7 protein-coding genes are annotated in these 15,550 nt (G+C 69.7%); 2 read left to right on the forward strand and 5 right to left on the reverse strand.

What is annotated here, in order from left to right; genetic code table 11:
• Positions 1 to 133 precede the first annotated feature (133 nt).
• The 5 genes from BM175_RS09830 to BM175_RS09850 form a co-directional block, all read right to left on the reverse strand.
• The gene (locus BM175_RS09830; protein WP_090962539.1) at positions 134 to 2,626 is read right to left on the reverse strand and encodes a glycogen/starch/alpha-glucan phosphorylase; all 2,493 of its coding nucleotides are present in this window, start codon (positions 2,624 to 2,626) and stop codon (positions 134 to 136) included.
• An 8-nt stretch (positions 2,627 to 2,634) separates the two neighbouring features.
• On the reverse strand, positions 2,635 to 4,284 hold the full coding sequence (gene pgi, locus BM175_RS09835) for a glucose-6-phosphate isomerase (protein WP_090962541.1): 1,650 nt from the start codon (positions 4,282 to 4,284) through the stop codon (positions 2,635 to 2,637).
• Positions 4,285 to 4,483: 199 nt separating this feature from the next.
• Positions 4,484 to 4,711, reverse strand: coding sequence for a hypothetical protein (locus tag BM175_RS09840; protein ID WP_090962544.1), 228 nt, complete (start codon positions 4,709 to 4,711; stop codon positions 4,484 to 4,486).
• A gap of 75 nt (positions 4,712 to 4,786) precedes the next feature.
• Complete coding sequence (locus BM175_RS09845; protein WP_090962545.1) at positions 4,787 to 10,159, reverse strand: translocation/assembly module TamB domain-containing protein; 5,373 nt, start codon at positions 10,157 to 10,159, stop codon at positions 4,787 to 4,789.
• Entirely contained in the window at positions 10,160 to 12,121 is a 1,962-nt protein-coding gene (locus BM175_RS09850; RefSeq protein WP_244545950.1) for an autotransporter assembly complex protein TamA, read from the reverse strand.
• A 489-nt stretch (positions 12,122 to 12,610) separates the two neighbouring features.
• Between BM175_RS09850 and BM175_RS09855 the strand changes: the two genes are divergently transcribed.
• Together BM175_RS09855 and BM175_RS09860 are read left to right on the forward strand one after the other, a co-directional pair.
• Entirely contained in the window at positions 12,611 to 13,111 is a 501-nt protein-coding gene (locus tag BM175_RS09855; protein WP_090962552.1) for a (2Fe-2S)-binding protein, read from the forward strand.
• Positions 13,112 to 13,186: 75 nt separating this feature from the next.
• The gene (locus BM175_RS09860; RefSeq protein ID WP_090962556.1) at positions 13,187 to 15,541 is read left to right on the forward strand and encodes a xanthine dehydrogenase family protein molybdopterin-binding subunit; all 2,355 of its coding nucleotides are present in this window, start codon (positions 13,187 to 13,189) and stop codon (positions 15,539 to 15,541) included.
• Positions 15,542 to 15,550: the final 9 nt, after the last annotated feature.

Below are 15,550 nucleotides of genomic sequence, written 5' to 3' on the forward strand. Positions count from 1 at the left end.
GCGCGGCAACTATCGGTCTTCGCCCTTTGCACAGAGATTTTGCACGGGCTGGGCGCCTTGCGCACGAAAAAAGGAGGGCCGATGCGCGGCATCGGCCCTCCGGGTCAGACGGGACGGCGGATGGGCCGTCGTATCAGCGGGCGCCGGGACCCGCCTTCCAGATGTCGCGCGCGTATTCGCGGATCGACCGGTCGGAGGAGAACCAGGACATGCGCGCCGTGTTGCGGGCGGCGACCCGGTTCCAGGCGCCCCGGTCCTTCCACAGGACATCGAGCTGACGCTGCTTGTCCCAGTAGGCGCGGAAGTCGGCGGCGATCATCCACCAGTCGCGGTCGCGGATCGAGTTCATCAGGTTGGCGTAGCGGCCGGGATCGCCCTGGCTGAAGACGCCGGCGGAGATGGAATCGATCGCCGAGCGCAGGAGCGGCTGGCTGTTGATCACTGCCTGGCCGCCATGCCCTTCGGCACGCATCCTCGCCACCTCGTCGGCCTTGAGGCCGAAGATGAAGATGTTGTCCTCGCCGATATGCTCCAGCATCTCGACGTTCGCGCCGTCGAGCGTGCCGATGGTGAGCGCGCCGTTGAGGGCGAACTTCATGTTGCCGGTGCCCGACGCCTCGAGGCCCGCGGTCGAGATCTGCTCCGAGAGGTCCGCCGCCGGCATGATGATCTCGGCGAGCGAGACGTTGTAGTTCGGGATGAAGACGACCTTCAGGAGCCCGCGCACCGTCGGGTCGGAGTTGACGACGCGCGCGACGTCGCCGGCCAGATGAATGATCTCCTTGGCCTGCACGTAGGAGGGTGCCGCCTTGCCGGCGAAGATCTTGACCCGCGGCGTCCAGTCGAGATGAGGCAGCGAGCGGATCTGCTCGTAGAGCGCCACCGTCTCGAGGATGTTGAGGAGCTGACGCTTGTACTCGTGGATGCGCTTGACCTGAATGTCGAACATCGCGCCCGGATCGAGCGTGATCGCAAGGCGCTCCTGCACCAGCGTCGCGAGGCGCTCCTTGTTCTCACGCTTCACCGCGGCGAAGCGCTCCTGGAACGCGGCGTCGTCCGCATGCGCGTCGAGCTTGGCGATCTCCTCGATATTGTCGCGGAAGCCCGGCCCGATGGTCTCGTCGAGCAGCTTCGACAGGCCGGGATTGGCCTGATGCAGCCAGCGGCGCGGCGTCACGCCGTTGGTCTTGTTCTCGATGCGCGAGGGATAGAGGCGATGCAGGTCGTGGAACACGGTCTGCTTCATCAGTTCGGTATGCAGCGCCGACACGCCGTTGACGGCATGGCTGCCGACGAAGGCGAGCTGGCCCATGCGCACGCGCCGTCCGTTGCCCTCGTCGATGAGCGAGATCGCCGAGATCGTGCGGTCGTCGAAGCCCTGGCCCTGCGTCGCCTCGCGAAGCACCCCCGCGTTGATCTGATAGATGATCTGCATCTGGCGCGGCAGCAGCCGCTCGAAGAGGTGGATCGGCCACGTCTCCAGCGCTTCCGGCAGGAGCGTGTGGTTGGTGTAGGAGAAGGTCGCCCGCGTGATCGTCCACGCCGCGTCCCATTCCATGCCGTGCACATCGACGAGGAGACGCATCAGCTCGGCGACCGACACCGCAGGGTGGGTGTCGTTCAGCTGGATCGCCACCTTGTCGGCAAGGTTCGTCAGGTCGTCGTACTGGGCGAGGTGGTGGCGGATGATGTCCTGCAGCGAGGCCGAGGAGAAGAAGAACTCCTGGCGCAGGCGCAGTTCCTGGCCGGCCTGATGGGAATCGGCGGGGTAGAGGACGCGGGTGATCGCCTCCGCCTTGTTGGATTCCAGAAGCGCGCCGATGTGGTCGCCGGCGTTGAAGGCGTCGAGAAGGATCGGGTCGAGCGACTGAGCCGACCAGAGGCGCAGCGTGTTGACGTGGTTGCCGCGCCAGCCGACCGCGGGCGTGTCGTAGGCGACCGCGAGCACGCGCTCGGCCGGACGCCAGACGAAACGGGTGCGCCCGTTCTCCTCGATCGAGGTGACCTTGCCGCCGAAGCCGATCTCGTAGGAGCTTTCGCGGCGCTCGAACTCCCACGGGTTGCCGTGCTTCAGCCAGGTCTCGGGCAGCTCGACCTGCGCGCTGTCGACGATCTCCTGACGGAAGAAGCCGTGGACGTAGCGGATGCCGTAGCCGTAGCCGGGCACGCCGGTGGAGGCCATGGATTCCATGAAGCAGGCGGCAAGGCGTCCGAGGCCGCCGTTGCCGAGCGCGGCGTCCGGCTCCAGGAGTTCGACGAGGTCGAGCTCGACGTCGTAGCGCGCCAGCGCCTCGCGGATCGGGTCGGTGAGGCCGAGGTTCGAGATCGCGTCGCGCAGGAGGCGGCCGATCAGGAACTCCATCGACAGGTAGCAGACGCGCTTGGCCTGACTGCGGCGCGTCTCGATCGTCGAGTTGAACCAGTTGTCGATGATGCGGTCGCGCACCACCAGCGTCGTGGCTTCGAGCCAGTCGTGCAGGCGCGCGGCGCCGGTGGTCTTGCCGATCGAATAGGTGAGCTTCTCCACGATCTCCTTGGCGATCGTGTCGGCATCGTTGAGCCGGGGCTGCGACTTGTCACCGGGCTCGAGACGATCCTGGCGAACGGCGAGGCTGGATGGCGTCATGGCGGGTCTCAGGTTCTCAAGGTGGCGATCGCGGACACGAGGCCCGCGGTGGAGGAATCGCGGCCGTCGGTCGAGGCCTCGCCGCGAACGACCGGGAGGAGGCCCGTCGCCAGCTCCTTGCCGAGTTCGACGCCCCACTGGTCGAAGGCGTTGATCCCGAAGAGCTGGGCCTCGACGAAGACGCGGTGCTCGTAGAGCGCGACGAGGCGGCCGAAGGCGAAGGGGGTGAGCTTGTCGTAGAGGATCGTCAGCGACGGACGGTCGCCGGAGAACTCGCGGTGCGGGGCGATGCGCTCGGCCTCGTCGGCCGGGCGGCCGGCGTCCAGAAGCTGCTGCCGGGCCTCCTCCAGCGTGCGGCCCTTCATCAGGGCCTCCGACTGGGCGAGGCAGTTGGCCAGAAGCAGGTCCTGGTGGACGCGCATTTCCGGGCTCGTCTCGTGCGCGTTGGCGCCCACGATGAACTCGACCGGGATGATGTCGGTGCCCTGATGGAGGAGCTGGAAGAAGGCGTGCTGGCCGTTGGTGCCGGGCTCGCCCCAGACCACCGGGCCGGTCGCGGTCTCGACGCGGCGCCCGTCGAGGCCGACATGCTTGCCGTTGGATTCCATGTCGAGCTGCTGGAGATAGGCCGGCAGGCGGGCGAGGCGCTGGTCGTAGGGGATCACGGCGCGGGTGCGGTGCTTCTGCGGCACGCGGTGCCACCAGCCGACGAGGCCGAGGATGAGGGGCAGGTTCTGCGCCGCCGGCGCCTCGCGGAAGTGGCGGTCCATGTCGCGCGCGCCGGCCAGGAACTCGCGGAAGCGCTCGGGCCCGATCGCGATCATCAGCGGCAGTCCGATCGCCGACCAGACGGAGTAGCGCCCGCCCACCCAGTCCCAGAAGCCGAAGGTGCGGTCCTCGCCGATGCCGAAGGCGCCGACCTTGTCGAGCGCCGTCGAGACCGCGCAGAAATGGGCGCCGACCGCGGCCTCGCCGAGCTTGGCCGAAACCCAGGCGCGCGCGGTCTGCGCGTTTGTCATGGTCTCGATGGTCGTGAAGGTCTTGGAGGCGACGATGAAGAGCGTCGTCGCCGGGTCGAGCCCTTGCAGCGTGTCCGCCATGTGGGCGCCGTCGATGTTCGACACGAAATGGGCGCGCGGGCCGTCGTGGTAGGGCGAGAGGGCGATCGCGGCCATGACGGGCCCGAGATCCGAGCCGCCGATGCCGATATTGACGATGTCGGTGATCCGTTCGCCGGTCGCGCCCCGGATCGAGCCGTCGCGGACGCCACCCGCAAAGCGCGCCATCGCGGCGAGCACCGCCTCGACCTCGGCGCCGACCGCCTGACCCTCGACCGCGAACCCGTCCTCGGGGCGGGCGCGCAGGGCGACATGGAGAACAGCGCGGTTCTCGGTCGTGTTGATCCGGGCGCCCGAGAACATCGCGTCGCGGCGCTCGAGGACGCCGACCGTCTCGGCATAGGCATGGAGAGCCGAAAGATCGTCGGCCGACAGCGCGGTCTTCGAGACGTCGAGGAGAAGGTCGTCGTGGCGGAACGAGAAATGGCGGAAGCGATCGGCGTCGGCCGCAAAGAGGGACCGGATCCCCTTGGCCGCGGCGGCTTCGCCGCGGGCCTTCAGCTGGTCAAGGGATGCGTCGTTCGAAGACTGGTCGGTCACGCGCTCGGTCCATGGCTTCTGGGGGCGAGCCGGTGGGCTCACGCTTGGGCGCCGAAGGATAGTGCGTTTTGCCGCAGTGCCCAACAGTTTCCCGAAAAGCCTGCTTGGCGACCGTCTACCGCCTCGTGCCCGAAGCGGGGAGACGATAGCGCAAAGCCGTTACGCAATCGCCAATTGCGTCACGGCCGCGTGATGGAGCTCAGGTCTTCAGGCCGGCGAGCTTCTCGATCGCATGGTCGAGCGTCTGCGACATCGGGTCGATGCCGTCGGCGCGGTTCTCCGCGTCGACGCGGCGCTTCCATTCGCCGAGGATCGAGCGCTTCTCGTGACCGTCCAGGAACCCGTCCTCGACCACGGCCATCGGCGAATCGAACGACGTGCCGTCGTCGCGGTCGAACTTGGCGTGCTTCAGAGACTCGGTGCTCATGGGTCCACTCCTGCTGACAAACCCCTTTCGGGAAGACAACGGGAAACGTGGAACGCCCGGTCCCGGTTGCGCGCCTCAGTATTCCTTTTCGTAGAAGACGCCGACCTCGCCGCCCCCGTTCGCCGTCACCGCACCGCGGGCCTTGATGTCGGCCCCGAGTTCGAGGTCGATCGAGACGCGGCCGGTGGAATCGACGCCGACATAGGTGTTCTCGTTGATGTAGCGTCCGACGCCGACCGAGGTCTTGCCGTCCGCCGTGGTCCGGATGTCGAGGTCGTCGACGCCGAGCTGCGAGCGCAGGTTGTCGAGGAGGCCGGTCGAGCCACCGACGCCTGACAGCTGGGCCGCGGCGGAGGCGAGCTGGGCGATCTGCAGCGGCGAGAGGTCGGCCGTGCCCTGGCCGAAGATCAGCCGCGCCAGCACCTCGTCCTGCGGTAGGGCGGGGGAGGAGGTGAAGTTGAAGGCGGGATCGTTCGCCGGCCCGGTGATCGCGATATAGACCGTCACCTCGCCGGTGTCGGACGCGGCCAGGAAGTCCAGCGTCGGCACGAGGCCGTCGTCGAAGGTCAGCGTCGCGCGCTGGAAGTCGAGGCGGCGCGACAGGAGCTGGAAGCGCCCGCGCTGCAGCTCGAACCCGCCGCTCACCGCGATGTCGGAGATCGGGCCGGTGACGCGGATCGTGCCGCCGAGTTCGAGATCGAGACCGCGGCCGCGCACGAAGACGCGGTTCGGCGCGTTCAGCGTCACGTCGAGACGGATGCCGCCGCTCGCACCGCCGCCCCCCCTGCTCGGCGGGTTGATCTCGCGGATCTGCTGCTGCACGGCGGGCGGCGTGTTGCGACGCTTCAGGTCGATCTCGGCGACCGAGCTCGGCAGGTTGTCCGGCACGAGGATCGCGATCTCCTGCGCGTTCACCGTGCCGGCGAGAAGCGCGTTGCCGGTGAGCGGGCCGGTCAGGGTCAGCCCCGCGTCGAGGCGCACGGTGAAGAGTTCGCCGTCGCCGTAGCGGCCGTCCGCGACCTGGATGCGTAGGTCTGCCGGGAAGCCGGCGCCGATGCCGATCGTGCCCGCCACGCTGACGGTGCCGCCGGCGCCGAGCTGGGCCGTGACGCTGGTCAGGGTCGCGGTTTGCCCGTTGAGGGAGACCTGCGCGTTGATATTGTTCAAGGACAGGTTGGCGCCGGTATCGACGAAGGACGCGCCGGCGGTGGAGATCGTGCCGGTGACATTGGGCGCTGCCGCCGTGCCCTGCACGCGGGCATCCACGCGCACCGTGCCCTGCACCGAGCGGCCGCCCTCGGCGAGGATCCGGTTGGCGATCGAGAGAGGAGCGGTGCCGTTCAGGGCAAGGTCGAAGGTCGGCGTGCCGGACAGGCCGACCGAGCCGTTGGCGGTGAAGGCGAGGCCGGAGCCGGACAGCGAACTGTTCACCGTCACGCGGTTGTCGGCGTAGGTGCCGCGCGCGGCGATGTCGAGCGGGCCGACGCCGGCGTCGCGCGTCTGCGTCACCGAGAAGCCGGTGAGGCGGAGGTCGTAGTCGGCGCGCGGCGCGGACAAGGTGCCGGTCGCGCGCGCCGTCCCGTTCAGCGTGCCCTGCGGGCCGATGCCGCTCGCCGCAGCGGCGGCGAGCGATGCCGGCACGTTGTCGAAGGCGACGTTGAGGTCGAGACGCTGACCGACCGTGCCCGACGCCGTCACCGAGCCGGTGCCGAGGTCGACGCGGGCGGTCTGCAACTGGACGCTGCCGTCGGCGTAAGTGCCGGCGGCCGTGGCGTTGATGGCCGGGGCGCCTGCGGCGCGCGTCTGCGCCACCGAGACGTCGGCGGATCGAAGGTCGAAGGTCGCGTGGGGCGCCGCGATCGATCCCGTAGCCGCTAGGTTGCCCGACAAGGTGCCGCGGGCGTCGAGGCTCGGCTGCACGGCATTGGCGAGCGCCACCGGAAGCCGGTCGAGCGCGACGCGCAGGTCAAGCGCGCGCCCGACCGTGCCGTTGGCGTCCAGCGATCCGGTGCCCGTGTCCACCCGCGCCCGGTTGAAACGGGCCGTGCCGTCGGCAAACGTGCCGGCGATGTCGAGCGTGACCGTCTCGACCCCGCCCTGGCGCAGCGGCGCGGCGGAGAGACCGTTGCCGGTGAGGGTGAAGGTCGCGTTCGGGGCGGCGAGCGTCCCGGTCGCGGTGGCCTGCCCGTTCAACGTGCCGCGCGCGTCGAGGCCGGGGCGCAGGCCGTTGGCGAGCGCCGCCGGCAGGTCGACGATCTGGAGGCGGAGGTCGAGCGCCCTGCCGACCGTGCCCGTCGCCTCGATCCGTCCGGTGCCCGCGGTCAGGAGGGCTCGGTCGAGCCGTGCGGTGCCGCCGCGATAGAGACCCGCAAGGTCGAGCGAGACCGGCTCGACGCCGGCGCGCCGGATTTCGGCCGCGGTGATGCCGCGACCCGCGAGATCGAAGGTGACGGCCGGGTTTTCCAGGGATCCCGTGGCCGAGGCCGTGCCGTTGATCGTGCCTTCCGCGCCCAGCCCGTCGACGAAGCCATTGGCAAGGGCGACCGGCAGGTTCGAGATGTTGAGGTCGAGGTCCAGCGCCTCGCCGACCGTGCCGGTGGCTTCGATGAAGCCGGAACCGAGATCGACGCGCGCGGCCGACAGGGTCGCCGTTCCGTCGCGGTATTGGCCGGCGAAGGCAGCGTTCACGCCTTGCAGATTGGCGGCGCGCGTCTGCGCGGTGGCCACGCCCTCGGCGCGAAGATCGAAGTCGAGGTCGGGCGCCGACGACAGGCCGCCCACCGCCACCGTGCCGCTGGCCGTACCGGCGGCATCGAGGCCTGCCACGAACGGATTGGCGATGGCGAGCGGGAAACGGTCGAGCGCGAGATCGAGGTCGAGCTGGTCGCCGGCCGAGCCGGATAGGGTGAGCGAGCCGGAACCGGCGTTGAGGCGGATTTCGCTTAAGGTCGTGCGCAGGCTTCCGAGCGTCACCGCCGCGGGAGCGGCGAGTTCGACCGGGGCATTGGGGATCGCGGCCGTCAGCCGTCGAAGCTCGATCACCGTGCCGGCGTCGGTGAAGGCGAGATCGCCGGACAGCTCGGTCGGCACGTCGTTGATCCGGGCCGAGGCGTTCAGGGCCGTCGCGTTGTTGATCTCCTCCAATGCGGCGTTCAGCCGCTCGACCGTCAAGCCGCCGGCCGTGATCGATGTGGCGGCCACGGTGCCGGTGGCGCGCGGCGCGGTAAGGTAGTCCGTCGCGCGCAGCTGGATGCGGGCGTCGCGCAGCGCCGTCTCGGCATTGTTGCGCGTCAGCGTCAGCGCGTTGCTGGCGAGGTCGAGATCGGCGACCGGCGTACCGCCGTTGCCGACCGCGAGCGACACGGTGCCGTTGAGATCGCCCGAGCCGTCCTGGCCCGCGAGCGCGAGAAGCGTCGTCGCATCCTGGATCGCCAGGCGGATCGCACCGGTCGCCCGGTTCTCGCCATCGAGCGCGACCTCGCCCTCCACGCGGTTCTGGCCCTGTCGCAGGAGAAGGTTCCGCAGGCGACGCACGTCGCCCTCGGTCGCGAGATCGGCCGAGAGCGAGAGCGGCGCGCCGTCGAACGTGCCGTCGATGGCGACGGTCCCGGCGGGCGCCTCGGGCGCGAAGGTGCCCCGGATGCGGGCCTGGAGGTCGGTCAGCTGCCGGCCGACAACCTCGAGGTTGGAGGCGCTGGCGGTGAGGTCGATCGCGGGCGCGCTGGTGGTGCCGGAGGCCTTGAGGTCGAACTGCGCCTGACCGTTGAGGGCGGCGTCGGCGATCGCGGCCTGGTTGATCTGGCCGGTGATCGCGGCGGCGATCTCCTCGCCGGTGAGGTTGACCGACCCCGACAGGTCGAGCGCGTCGCCGTCGACGCGCAAGGCTTCGACGCCGAACGAGCCGTCCGCCGCGCGCCGGGTAAAGCCCGCGATCGCGACGCGCGGGCCGACATAAGGCACGGCGTCGCTCGACAGGGCGGCGGTCTCGATGTCGCTGTCGACGCGCAGCTGGAAGGTCGAGAAGTTGGAGGCGGCGTTGCCCGAAAGGGCAAGGTTCGCGGTCTCGGTGGTGAGCTTCGCCGTGTTGAACGTGTAGCCGTCCGCCGTCAGCGCGCCGTCGACATTGACGGCGATCGGCCCTTCGAGGACGCGCGCGGCGATGCCGTCCGGCACCGAGGCGGACTGGGCGCCAAGGTCGATGACGACCTGCCCGATCAGGTTGTTGAGATCAAAGCCCGGGCTCGTCGCCTTCAGCGTCACCGCGTTGGCGACATAGTCCTCGAAGCCGGCGGTGCGCGCGCTGGCCGCAACATCGAGCGTGGCCACCGACAGGCTGCCGCGCAGCGTCGCGTCGATCGAGGAGATCTCGAGAGCGGTGCGCGCGCCTTGGCTGCCGAAGGCGAGCGGCACCGGGTTGGCGGCATCCGTGCGCAGGGCGAGCGTCAGGTCGTTGCCGGCGCCCGTCCGGTCGAACGTGCCGGATGCCGTCAGGTCGAGCGGGCCGGACTGGAGACGGCCGCTGTCGATCGCGATCACCCCGTCGGTCCGCAGGAGGACATTGGCTGCGAGCTGGAGGTTGTCGCCGACGACGCCCTGGTAGGCGAGCGGCACGAAGGGCGCGGAGAGTGCGGTGAGGTCGACGCCGATGCGCCGGCCGTCCGCGCCGTTCTGGACGGTGGCGCGCAGGGTCGCGGCCCGCTCGGAGCCGAGGTCCAGCGTGCCGTCGGCGGCGAAGTTGTCGAACGGGCCGGTGCCGTTGATCGACAGGCTGACGGGTGGCGCGCCGGGCAGCTTCAGGAGCCCGGCGACGAGGCCGCCGGCCGGCTCGCTGGCATTGACCGCGATCTCCAGACGATTGGCGTCCGGCTGGAAGCCGATCTTCAGCGCGATGTCGCCGCCCTGATCGAGGCGGCGGATCGTGGCGGAGGCGTCGAGCTGCGTCGGATCGGGCGAGAGGTTGAGCGCGGCCTCGGCGGCCAGGCGCGCCGGGATGCCGGCAACCGCCTCGTTCAGGACGAACTCGTTGATCGCGATGCGGTTGATGCGGGCGGTGATCGAGGGGAGGGAGAAGGGCTCGGAGCTTTCCTCGGTGGTCGGCGGGGCCGCGCGCGGCAGGCGGTCCATCACCACCTGCCCGGCCGACAGGTTCTGCACCTCGACGGTCTTGCGCACCAGGGCCAGCGGCGACCAGTCGAGCGCGAGATTGCGAAGGGTGAGCCAGACGCCGTCGCGGTCGGCGACGGTCACCTCGTCGATCCGCACCTCGCCGCTGAAGGCGCCGGACAGGCCCTGGATCTTTACCTGCCGGTCTTCGGTCGACAGGAGGTTCTCGAGCTGGCCGGCGAGGAACTGCGCGTGCGCGGGCTGCGCTGCAAGAAGCGCGGCCGCCACCAGCGCGAGGAGGCGCAGCTTCAGGAGAAGGGCGGAGAGGAGGCGCATCGCGATCATTCAGAAGGCCTGTCCGATGCCGGCGTAGATCTGGAACGAACCGTCGCGGGGGCCGGGGTCGAGCGGAATGCCGACATCGACGCGGATCGGGCCGAAGCCGGTGAGGTAGCGGGCGCCGACGCCCGCGCCGATCTTCAGGTTGCCGAAGTCGGGCGCGAAGTCGTCGCCGACCGTGCCGGCGTCGACGAAGGGCACGACCTGGATCTTGTCGGTGACGTTGAAGCGCAGCTCGGCCGAGGCCTCGAACACCGACAGGCCGCCGGTCGGGGTGTTGACGAAGTCGGGATCGGTGCCGGGCAGCGGGAAGGGCGGATAGTAGGGGCCGATCGACTGGAACACGTAGCCGCGCACCGAGCCGCCGCCGCCGGCGAAGAAGCGCCGGTCGGTCGGCACGTCGGCGAGATCGGCGCCCGCGATCACGCCGTAGCCGACGCGCCCCGCGACGACGAAGCGGTCGCGCTCGTCGAGCGACAGGTAGGCCGACACGTCGCCGCGTGCCTTGATGAAGGGCGTGCCGTCCTCGATCTCGTAGGTCGGCTCGGCATAGAGCTTGGCGAGGAACCCCTTGGTCGGGTTCAGCTCGTTGTCGCGCCCGTCATAGGTGTAGGTGAAGGGCACGGAGGCGAGCAGGAACTCGTTCTCGCCGAGATAGGTGCCGACGGTCTCGTATTCGGCAAGGAGGCTTACGGCGACCGTCTGCTGGTCGTCGATCATGTACTCGACGCCGTTGCTCACCGCGATCGACTGGCGGTCGTAGGCGAGCGGCTGCTCGCGAAGGCCGGTGATGGAGCCGACATAGACCGAGTCCGGGCCGAGGACGCCGGGTTTGCGGAACACGGCCGAGGCCTTGTAGTCGAAGCCGTCGGTCTCGCGGCCGGTGTCGGACAGGGTGTTGGCGCCGATGCGCGAGACCGAGCCCTCGATGCGAAGGCTCTCGGCCCGGCCGAAGAGGTTGCGATGCTCCCAGTAGGCGTTGGCGCCCGCGCCTTCGGTGTTGGAGAAGGTGGCGCCCGCGCCGATGACGCGGCGCGGCCGCTCGGCGACGGTCACCTGGATCGGCAGCGTTCCGTCGGGCGCCTGCGCGTCCGCCTCGCGGATCGTGGCGGTGGAGAAGACGTTGAGCTTGCGCAGCCGCTCGCGCGCCTTTTCCAGCGCCTGCGGCGAGTAGGTCTCGCCGGGGCGGATGCCGGTCATGTAGGCGACGAAGCCGGGCTCCATACGCTCGGTTCCGGTCACGAAGGTCTGGCCGAACGGGATCGCCTCGCCGGGCGAGAGGGTGATCGCGATGTCGAGGCGCTGCGTCGCGGAATCGGCGACGATGTCGCGGCGGGTCACGGCGACGAAGGGGCGCCCCTCGTTGCGCAGGTCCTGTACGATACGGTTCTCGATCTGCAGGATGCGCACCGAATCGGCCGAGGAGCCCGGCGTCAGATCGTAGGTCGCCGGGTCGAGCGGCACGCCGTTGGCGTCGAGGCGAACGGTGCCGACCTGGAAGAGCGGGCCGGGATTGACGTCGATCGTCACCGGCACGGGGCGCGAGGTGTCGAAGGTCGCGTCGGGAGCCAGCGTCGCGATGTCCTGGCCTTCGATGCGGATGGTCACGAGCCCGTCGTAGCGCGCGTTCTCGTACAGCGTGCCGACGAGGCGACGCCGGTCGCCCTTGGCTTTCGCGAGGAGGCCGAGCGAGCCCGACACCGGCTCGTCCTCGTCGGCCTTCAGCGTCGAGGCGGCCTCCAGCGTGTCCTGGAGATCGTCCTCGTTGGGCGAGACGTTGATCGTCACATCGTAGCGGACGGGATCCGGCAGTTCGGCCGCGGCCTTCTCCTCTTCCGACGGGCCGAAGAGGTTGAACGGGTCGAGGAAGCCGAGATCGAGGGCGCGGGCGGCGGGCGCGCCGAGGCCGAGGCCGAGCGCCACGGTCAGGGACGCGATCACCGCCATGGGGCGGGCAAGACGGGTCAATCCAGAAATCAACGCGGATGCTCTCTTCGCCCAGGCGGTCTCTTCGGGTTCGGGGCGAAGGCCGGTCCCGCAGCGGTTTCAGGCCGCTGCGCCCCGCCTTTCGAGGCGGGAAAACCCTGGCCGCCGTCCCCGAGCGACACCGGTTCAAAATGCCGGACCGGGCTCAAATAACAACCGCTTGGTGAGCCTCGCGCAAGATTCACGAGAGGTTTTGTGGGAGTTGCGCCACACTCCCGGTCCCGGCACCGGGCCCTCCCGGCAGGGCATCCGCGACCTTGCGTCGCGTGGGCCGTGGGTGGCCCGTGCCCCGGGCATTCCGCCGCCCGCGCTGGAATGTTTCCAGAATTCGCTTGCGGCCCGGCAGCCCGCCGTTGCAGTCTCGGCCTGCCCGACAAGAGAACGCGGCGGCGCCCCATGCGCCCTCGAGCCGTGCGGCGGGCAGGGCCCGGTTTTCGGGCGCTTTGGCAAGGTCGTCTCGGGAGGACGCGTATGACCGAAGTCTCCATGGTGGTGAACGGGCGCAGGATGACGGGGGCGGTCGAGGACCGCACGCTGCTCGTCCAGTTCCTGCGCGAGGGCCTCGGGCTCACCGGCACCCATGTCGGCTGCGACACGTCGCAGTGCGGCGCCTGCGTGGTGCATCTCGACGGCCGGGCGGTGAAGTCCTGCTCGGTGCTCGCGGTGCAGGCGTCGGGGTCCGAGGTGACCACGATCGAGGGCATCGCCAAGGGTCAGGACCTCCATCCGGTGCAGGCGGCGTTCCGCGAGCATCACGGACTGCAGTGCGGCTACTGCACGCCGGGCATGATCATGACGGCGGTCGACATGATCGCGCGGCACGGCGCCTCGCTCGACGAGAAGACGGTGCGCGACGAGCTCGACGGCAACATCTGCCGCTGCACCGGCTACCACAACATCGTCAAGGCGATCCTCGCCGCCGCCGAAAGCTCGGGCGCATCCGCCGAGCCGCAGCGCGTCGCGGCCGAATAGGGCCGGCGTCAGGGCCGACCGTTCCGGCACGCCGCACGCGTGCCGGCCTACCAGTTTCGATCTCGGGAGGATCTCATGGGTATCGAGGGCATCGGCGCGCGCGTCCTGCGCAAGGAAGACCGGCGCTTCATCACCGGTCGCGGCCGCTACACGGACGACATGGTCGTCCCCGGCATGAAATACGCCGCCTTCGTCCGCTCGCCGCATGCGCATGCGACGATCCGGGGCATCGACGCCTCGGCGGCGCGCGAGATGCCGGGCGTGATCGACGTGCTCGACGGCGAGCAGCTGACGGGCGACGGCATCGGCAACCTGATCTGCGGCTGGGCGGTGACGTCGAAGGACGGCACGGGCATGAAGATGGGCGCCTGGCCGGCGCTCGCCGTCGGCACCGTGCGCCATGTCGGCCAGGCCGTCGCCGTGGTGGTGGCCGAGACGCGGGCACAGGCGCGCGACGCGGCCGAAGCCGTCGAGGTCGACTACGCGGTGCTCGACGCCGTGGTGGATGGCGCGAAGGCGCTGGAAGCCGGCGCGCCGCAGCTCCACCCGGAAGCCGAAGGCAACCTCTGCTTCGACTGGGAACTCGGTGACAAGGCCGCGACCGAGGCCGCCTTCGCGAAGGCCGCGCACGTGACGCGCCTCGACATCGTCAACAACCGCCTCGTGCCCAATGCGATGGAGCCGCGCGCGGCGCTTGGGCAGTACGACCCCGCCGACGACCACTACACGGTCTGGACGACCTCGCAGAACCCGCATGTGGCGCGGCTCGTGATGAGCGCCTTCTACAACGTCGCGCCCGAGCACAAGCTGCGCGTCATCGCGCCCGATGTCGGCGGTGGCTTCGGCTCCAAGATCTACATCTACCCGGAAGAGATCGTCTGCCTCTGGGCGTCCAAGCGCACCGGCGTTCCGGTGAAATGGACGTCCGACCGCTCCGAAGCCTTCCTGACGGACGCGCACGGGCGCGATCACCAGACGAAGGCGGAGCTCGCCACCGACGAGAACGGCAAGATCACGGCGCTTCGCGTCGACACGATCGCCAATCTCGGCGCCTACATGTCGCTTTTCTCCTCGGCGACGCCGACCTACCTCTACGCGACGCTCCTGTCCGGCCAGTACGACATCCCGGCGATCTACGCCAACGTGAAGGCCGTCTACACCAACACCGTGCCGGTGGACGCCTATCGCGGAGCGGGGCGCCCGGAGGCGACCTATGTCGTCGAACGCCTCGTCGAGACGGCGGCGCGCGAATTGAAGCAGTCGCCGGCCGAATTCCGCCGGAAGAACTTCATCACCGCTTTCCCGCACCAGACCCCCGTGATCATGAATTACGACACGGGCGACTTCAACGCCTCGCTCGAGGCCGGCATGAAGGCGGCCGACGTCGCGGGCTTCGAGGGCCGGCGCGCGGAGGCCAAGGCCAAGGGCAAGCTGCGGGGATTGGGCATGAGCTGCTATATCGAGGCTTGCGGCATCGCGCCCTCGAAAGCGGTCGGCTCGCTCGGCGCGGGTGTGGGCTTGTGGGAATCGGCCGAGGTGCGGGTCAATCCCGTCGGCACGATCGAGATCCTCACCGGCTCGCACAGCCACGGCCAAGGCCATGAGACCACCTTCGCCCAGCTCGTCTCGCAGCGGCTCGGGCTGCCGGTCGACAACGTCCAGGTGATCCACGGCGACACCGACAAGGTGCAGTTCGGCATGGGCACCTACGGCTCGCGCTCGGGCGCGGTCGGCATGTCGGCGATCGCCAAGGCGCTCGACAAGGTGGAGGCCAAGGCCAAGAAGATCGCGGCGCACCTCCTCGAGGCCGCCGACGAGGACATCGTGATCGAGGGCGGCGAGGTGAAGGTCGCGGGCACCGACCGCAAGCTCGCCTGGCACGAGGTCGCGCTCGGCGCCTATACCGGCCACAACCTGCCGGACGGCATGGAGCCGGGCCTGAAGGAAGGCGCCTTCTACGACCCGCAGAACTTCACCTTCCCGGCCGGCTGCTACATCTGCGAGGTCGAGGTCGACCCCGAGACCGGCAAGACCGAGATCGTCCAGTTCGTGGCCGCCGACGACTTCGGCACCGTGGTCAATCCGATGATCGTCGAGGGCCAGGTCCACGGCGGCCTGGCCCAGGGGATCGGGCAGGCGCTGCTCGAAGGCGTCCACTACGACGACTCGGGACAGCTCGTGACCGCCTCCTACAACGACTACGCTATGCCCCGCGCCTGGGACCTGCCGATGTTCCAGGTGCTGACCACCGAGACGCCGTGCACCACCAATCCGCTCGGCATCAAAGGCTGCGGCGAGGCGGGGGCGATCGGCTCGCCGCCGGCCGTCATCAACGCGATCACCGACGCCATCGGCAACAACGCGCTGTCGATGCCCGCGACGCCGGAAAAGGTCTGGCGCGCCCTGAACGCCGTCGCGGCCAAGGCCTGAGGAGGGACG

Source organism: Aureimonas phyllosphaerae (genome assembly GCF_900113065.1).
Taxonomy (GTDB): Bacteria; Pseudomonadota; Alphaproteobacteria; order Rhizobiales; family Rhizobiaceae; genus Aureimonas; species Aureimonas phyllosphaerae.